Source organism: Brevundimonas sp. UBA7534 (assembly GCF_002479325.1).
In the GTDB taxonomy this organism is placed as follows: Bacteria; Pseudomonadota; Alphaproteobacteria; order Caulobacterales; family Caulobacteraceae; genus Brevundimonas.
Map to the genome: position 1 here is coordinate 1 of NZ_DLMO01000177.1, position 5741 is coordinate 5741.

The following is a 5741-nucleotide window of genomic DNA, read 5'->3' on the forward strand; positions in this document are numbered from 1 at the left end:
ACAGGACCGCCTTGGGCTCGATCAGGATGGTGACGCCCTTGTCCTCGACCACCTCGTCCAGCGGCTGGATCTCTTCGGCATAGGCGAAGGTGTATTCCTGCCCCGCGCAGCCCCCGTTCTTGACCCCGATCCGCAGACCGATGTGGTCGTTCTCGGCGTTGTCCAGGATTTCGCGCACGCGCTCGGCGGCGGCGTCGGTCAGGCTGACGGCCTTGGGGCGCGGGCGGCGCGGACGGGAAGTTGTCTGCAGATCGGTCATGGTCGGAACCTGTCCATCAGAACATGTTGAGGGCCAGCTTGGCCTCGTCGCTCATCTTGGAGGCGTCCCACGGCGGGTCGAACACCAGATTGGCCTTGGCGCTGCGCACGCCCGGCACCTTCTCCACCGCCGTCTCGACCCATCCTGGCATCTCGCCCGCCACCGGGCAGCCCGGCGCGGTCAGGGTCATGTCCACCACCACGTCGCGATCGTCGCTGACATCCACGCGGTAGATCAGCCCCAGCTCATAGATGTCGACCGGGATTTCCGGGTCATAGACCGTCTTCAGCGCCTCGATCAGGTCTTCGGTCAGCGTGTCCAGCTCGGCCTGCGGCAGGGCGCTCTTCTGGGGTTCGTCCCAGGCGGCCTTGAAGGCGTCATTGTCCTGAATCGCGTCGTCGGTCATGGGGCGTTACACAAAGAAGTTCCGCGCCTTTATCAGCGCGTCCACGAAGGCGTCGGCGTCCTCCACGGTGTTATATAGGGCGAAGGAGGCGCGCGTGCTCGACGTCACGCCCATTCTTTTGGCCAACGGCTCGGCGCAGTGCGTGCCCGCCCGAACCGCGACGCCGTAGCGATCCATGATCTGGGCCACGTCATGGGCGTGCGCGCCGTCGACGGCGAAGGTCAGGATGGCGCCCTTGCCCTCGGCCTGGCCAAGTATCCGCAGCCAATCCTGGTCCGCCAGCCGGTCGGCCGCGCGCTGATACAGGGCGTGCTCGTGCGCCTGCACCGCCGCCCGGTCGTACTGCGCCAGCCACTCCAGCGCGACGCCCAGGCCGATGGCCTCCAGGATCGGCGGCGTGCCCGCCTCGAACCTATGCGGCGGCGCGGCGTAGGTGATGCGGTCCTTTTCGACCACGCCGATCATCTCCCCGCCCCCCTGATAGGGCGGCAGGGCCTCCAGCGCCTCGGCCTTGCCGTACAGGGCGCCGATGCCGGTCGGCCCGAACAGCTTGTGGCCCGTCAGGACGTAGAAGTCGCAGCCGATGGCCTGCACGTCCGGCGTCGCATGGACCGCACCCTGGCATCCGTCGATCAGCACCTGCGCCCCGGCGGCACGGGCCAGTCTCGTGATCTCTGCGACCGGATTGATGGTCCCCAGTACATTGGACATGTGGGTTACGGCGACCATCCGCGTCTTGGGCCCCAGCAGGTCGGCATAGGCCGCCATGTCCAGCGAGCCGTCGTCCAGAACCGGGATCCACCTGATCACCGCCCCGCGCCGCTCGCGCAGCAGGTGCCAAGGCACGATGTTGGAGTGATGCTCCATCTCCGAGACGACGATCTCGTCGCCGGGCTGGATGGACAGCCCCAGCCCGTTGGCCACCAGATTGATCGCCTCCGTCCCGCCCTTGGTCCAGACGACCTGCTCGGTCGTCTCGGCGTTCAGGAAGCGGGCGACCACCTCGCGCGCCTTCTCGAAGGCTTCGGTCGTCTCGTTCGACAGGGTGTGCAGGCCCCGGTGGACGTTGGCGTAGCCGCCCTCCATCGTCGCGACCAGGGCGTCGATCACCGCGCGCGGCTTCTGGGCCGAGGCGGCGTTGTCCAGATAGACCAGCGGCTTGCCGTTCACCTGCCGCGACAGGATCGGGAACTGCGCCCGCACGGCGTAGGGATCGAACGTCATTACAGGCGCGCCGTCAGCCATTCCCGCACCACCTCTCGCGCGCCCTCGTGCTCGATCCGGTCGACGACCTCGATCAGGAAGGCCTGGGTCAGCAGCGCGCGCGCCTCGTCGGCCGGAATGCCGCGCTGCTGCATGTAGAACAGGGCGCTCTCGTCCAGCGCGCCCACAGTATTGCCGTGGGCGCACTGCACGTCGTCGGCGTAGATGATCAGTTCCGGCTTGGCGTCGATCTCGGCCCGCTCGCTGGCGATCAGGGCGTGGTGGCCCATGCGCGCGTCGGTTCCGTCCGCGCCCCGCTCGACCACGATCTTGCCCTGGAAGACGCCGCGCGCCGTGTCGCGCGCCACGCCCTTGATCAGTTGGCTGGTGGTCCCGTCCCGGTCCAGGTGACGCACCACGCTGGTCAGGTCCGCCTGGCGCGCGCCGTTCAGCAGATAGAGCCCGTCCGCCTGCACATGGGCGCCGCGCGCGTGATGCTCGATTCGCGTCTCCACCCGTTGCAGCCTGGCGCCGGTGGCGATCACGGTCTGACGAAACACCCCGCCCGCCTCGACCCTGACCTGAGCCTGGGCGATCGACAGCGCGTCTTCCGGCTCCTCGACCAAGACGACGCGCGTCACCTCCGCCCCGGCCGCCACGTCGAGTTCCAGCCGATTGTGCGCCACATAGGCCGAGCCCGCGCCCTCGTGCGTCTCCAGTAGCAGCAGCCTGGCCCCAGCCCGCGCCGAGACCCGGGCGCTCGCCGTATGCCCCGTGCCGACCGCGTCGGAGATATAGCGCAGCCGCAGCGTCTGGTCGCCCGAGGCGATGAAGTCGGTCACGCCCACGGCGCGCCCGTTAGCGAAGACGATCGCCTCTCCTCCCAGGTCGTAGAACGGCCCCGGCGCGCCGATCGCGGCCGTCGGCGACGGCTGCGGCGCTTCGCGAAGATAGCGCTTCAGGTCACTGTATTTCCACGCCTCCGTCCGCCGCGACGGAAAGGTCGAGGCGTCGGCCAGATCGATGTCGAACAGCGCGCTCACGCCGCCGCCGGAAGGTATTTGTCATAGCCTTCCGCCTCCAGCTGCAACGCCAGTTCCGGCCCGCCCGACGCCACGATCCGGCCCGCCGCCAGGACGTGCACCCGGTCCGGTTTGATGTAGTCCAGCAGGCGCTGATAGTGGGTGATGACCAACATCGACCGCTCGGGCGACCGCAGGGCGTTGACCCCGTCGGCGACGATGCGCAGGGCGTCGATGTCGAGCCCCGAATCCGTTTCGTCCAGGATCAGCAGCGACGGCTCCAGCAGCGCCATCTGCAGGATCTCCATCCGCTTCTTCTCGCCGCCGGAGAAGCCGACGTTCAGCGGCCGCTTCAGCATGTCGAAGTCCATCTTCAGCGCCTTGGACGCCGCCTTGACCAGCCTCAGGAACTCGGGCGCCGACACCTCGGCCTCGCCGCGCGCGCGCTTCTGCGCGTTCAGCGCCGTCCGCACGAAGGTCAGGGCCGGCACGCCCGGAATCTCGATCGGATACTGGAACGACAGGAACACGCCCTTGGCCGCGCGCTCGGCCGGGTCCAGGTCCAGCAGGTCCGCGCCATTCCATTCGACGGACCCTTCGGTCGCTTCATAGCCCGGCCGCCCCGACAGGGCGTAACCCAGCGTCGACTTGCCCGCCCCGTTCGGCCCCATGATGGCGTGCACCTCGCCGGCGGGAACGTCGAGCGTCAGCCCCTTGAGGATCGGCTTGTCGGCGACGGAAACGTGGAGGTTGGAGATGGAAAGCATAGTTCTCACAGGTCCGAGCGAGTGGACACAAAGCCGTTGTAGGCGATGATCAAAATGGCCAACGCACCAAGGACGATCTGGCCGAAGGTCTTCTGCCCATTGAAAAGCAAGACTAGGCTAGTTGCGCCAAGAGCGAGGAAAACGCCGAGGCCGATAAGGCCAAGACGACGCGCCTTGGGTCCCTTGGGGTAAAAGCCAGTTAGCCGACGATTGAAAAAGCGTTGGTGAAAGCTGGTCATCCCACGCTCCCTTCAAGGCTGATCGCCACCAGCTTCTGCGCCTCGACGGCGAATTCCATCGGCAGCTCCTGCAGCACATCGCGGACGAAGCCGTTGACCAGCAGGGCCACCGCCTCCTCCTCCGACAACCCGCGCTGCTGGGCGTAGAACAGCTGGTCGTCCGACAGGCGCGTGGTCGTCGCCTCGTGCTCCAGCTGGGCCGAGCCGTTGCGGGCCTCGATGTAGGGGATGGTGTGCGAGCCGCAGTCCTTGCCGATCAGCAGACTGTCGCATTGGGTGAAGTTGCGCACGCCCGTCGCCTTGGGATGCACCGACACCAGGCCGCGATAGGTCGAATCCGATTTGCCCGCCGACACCGCCTTGGCGATGATCCGCGACTTCGAATTCTTGCCCAGGTGGATCATCTTGGTGCCGGTGTCGGCCTGCTGATGTCCGTTGGTGATGGCGATGGAATAGAACTCGCCCGAACTTTCCTCGCCCTTCAGGATGCAGGACGGATATTTCCAGGTGACGGCCGACCCCGTCTCCACCTGCGTCCACGACACCTTGGACCGGTCGCCCCGGCAGTCGGCGCGCTTGGTGACGAAGTTGTAGATGCCGCCGCGCCCTTCCGCGTCGCCAGGGTACCAGTTCTGGACCGTCGAATATTTCACCTCGGCGTCGTCCAGCGCCACGATCTCGACCACCGCCGCGTGCAGCTGGTTCTCGTCGCGCATCGGCGCCGTGCAGCCCTCCAGATAGGAGACGTAAGAGCCCTTGTCGGCGATGATCAGGGTGCGCTCGAACTGCCCCGTCTGCGAGGCGTTGATGCGGAAATAGGTCGACAGCTCCATCGGGCAGCGCACGCCCGGCGGGATGTAAACGAACGACCCGTCCGAAAAGACCGCGCTGTTCAGCGCCGCGAAATAGTTGTCCGAGACCGGCACCACCGACCCCAGATATTGCCGCACCAGATCAGGATATTCGCGCAAGGCCTCGGAAATCGGCATGAAGATCACGCCCGCCTTGGCCAGTTCCTCCTTGAAGGTCGTGACCACCGACACGCTGTCGAACACGGCGTCCACGGCTACGCGCGGTGCACCCTGCACCCCCGCCAGCACCTCCTGCTCCTTGAGCGGGATGCCCAGCTTTTCATAGACCGCCAGCAGTTCGGGATCGACCTCGTCGAGGCTTTTCGGCCCCTCCTTCTTCTTGGGCGCGGCGTAGTAAAACAGGTCCTGATAATCGACCGGCGCATATTTCACCGCCGCCCAGGTCGGCTCCTCCATCGCCTGCCAGCGCTCATAGGCGGCCAGCCGCCATTCCAGCATCCACTGGGGCTCGCCCTTCTTCTCGGAGATGAAGCGCACGATGTCGGCGTTCAGGCCCTTGGGCGCGAACTCCTGCTCGACGTCGGAGGTGAAGCCGTACTTGTAGCGCTCCAGCTCGGCGACGGCGTCGACGGTTTCCTTGACGGCGGCCATCAGGCGACCTCTCTCACGCGCGCGGCGGCGCGTGCCTTGTGCTTGTCATACGCGGCGACCCAGGCGTCGGCGAACCGAGCCCAGTCGCCCTCGGTCGTGCCCCAGCCGCCGGAGACGCGCACGCCCCCGGTCGCCAGGGCGTTCAGCCCCATGGCGCTGATGGTCTTGGATGGCTTCACCTTGCCTGACGAGCAGGCCGAGCCCGCCGACACCATGACCCCCGCCAGATCCAGGGTGATCAACTGTTGAGGGCTGTCCCAGCCCTCGACCGCCATGAACAGGGTGTTGGGCAGACGCTCGACTGCGCCGCCGATGATGATGGCGCCAGCAGCCTTGACCCTGGCTTCAGCCGCATCGCGCCAGCCGACGTGCGCCATGGCGG

7 protein-coding genes and 1 pseudogene are annotated in these 5741 nt (G+C 66.9%); all 8 read right to left on the bottom strand.

Annotated features, from left to right (window positions below):
- A partial coding sequence (locus B2U11_RS14830) for a HesB/IscA family protein (RefSeq protein ID WP_292072884.1) occupies nucleotides 1–259 on the bottom strand: 259 nt, incomplete at its 3' end.
- A gap of 16 nt (nucleotides 260–275) precedes the next feature.
- On the bottom strand, nucleotides 276–665 hold the full coding sequence (locus B2U11_RS14835) for an SUF system Fe-S cluster assembly protein (RefSeq protein ID WP_292072886.1): 390 nt from the start codon (nucleotides 663–665) through the stop codon (nucleotides 276–278).
- 6 nt (nucleotides 666–671) lie between these two features.
- Nucleotides 672–1889: an aminotransferase class V-fold PLP-dependent enzyme gene (locus B2U11_RS14840; RefSeq protein ID WP_414632976.1), complete on the bottom strand. Its 1218-nt coding sequence runs from the start codon at nucleotides 1887–1889 to the stop codon at nucleotides 672–674.
- The gene (sufD, locus tag B2U11_RS14845; RefSeq protein ID WP_292072889.1) at nucleotides 1889–2911 is read right to left on the bottom strand and encodes a Fe-S cluster assembly protein SufD; all 1023 of its coding nucleotides are present in this window, start codon (nucleotides 2909–2911) and stop codon (nucleotides 1889–1891) included. The genes B2U11_RS14840 and sufD overlap by 1 nt, the downstream gene beginning before the upstream one ends.
- On the bottom strand, nucleotides 2908–3657 hold the full coding sequence (gene sufC, locus B2U11_RS14850; protein WP_292072891.1) for a Fe-S cluster assembly ATPase SufC: 750 nt from the start codon (nucleotides 3655–3657) through the stop codon (nucleotides 2908–2910). Before sufC ends, sufD begins: the two co-directional genes overlap by 4 nt.
- 5 nt (nucleotides 3658–3662) lie before the next feature.
- The gene (locus B2U11_RS14855; RefSeq protein ID WP_292072893.1) at nucleotides 3663–3896 is read right to left on the bottom strand and encodes a hypothetical protein; all 234 of its coding nucleotides are present in this window, start codon (nucleotides 3894–3896) and stop codon (nucleotides 3663–3665) included.
- Entirely contained in the window at nucleotides 3893–5359 is a 1467-nt protein-coding gene (sufB, locus tag B2U11_RS14860) for a Fe-S cluster assembly protein SufB (protein ID WP_292072894.1), read from the bottom strand. The genes B2U11_RS14855 and sufB overlap by 4 nt, the downstream gene beginning before the upstream one ends.
- Nucleotides 5359–5741: pseudogene (locus tag B2U11_RS14865) on the bottom strand (cysteine desulfurase); the annotation flags it as partial. The gene sufB and the pseudogene B2U11_RS14865, both read right to left, overlap by 1 nt.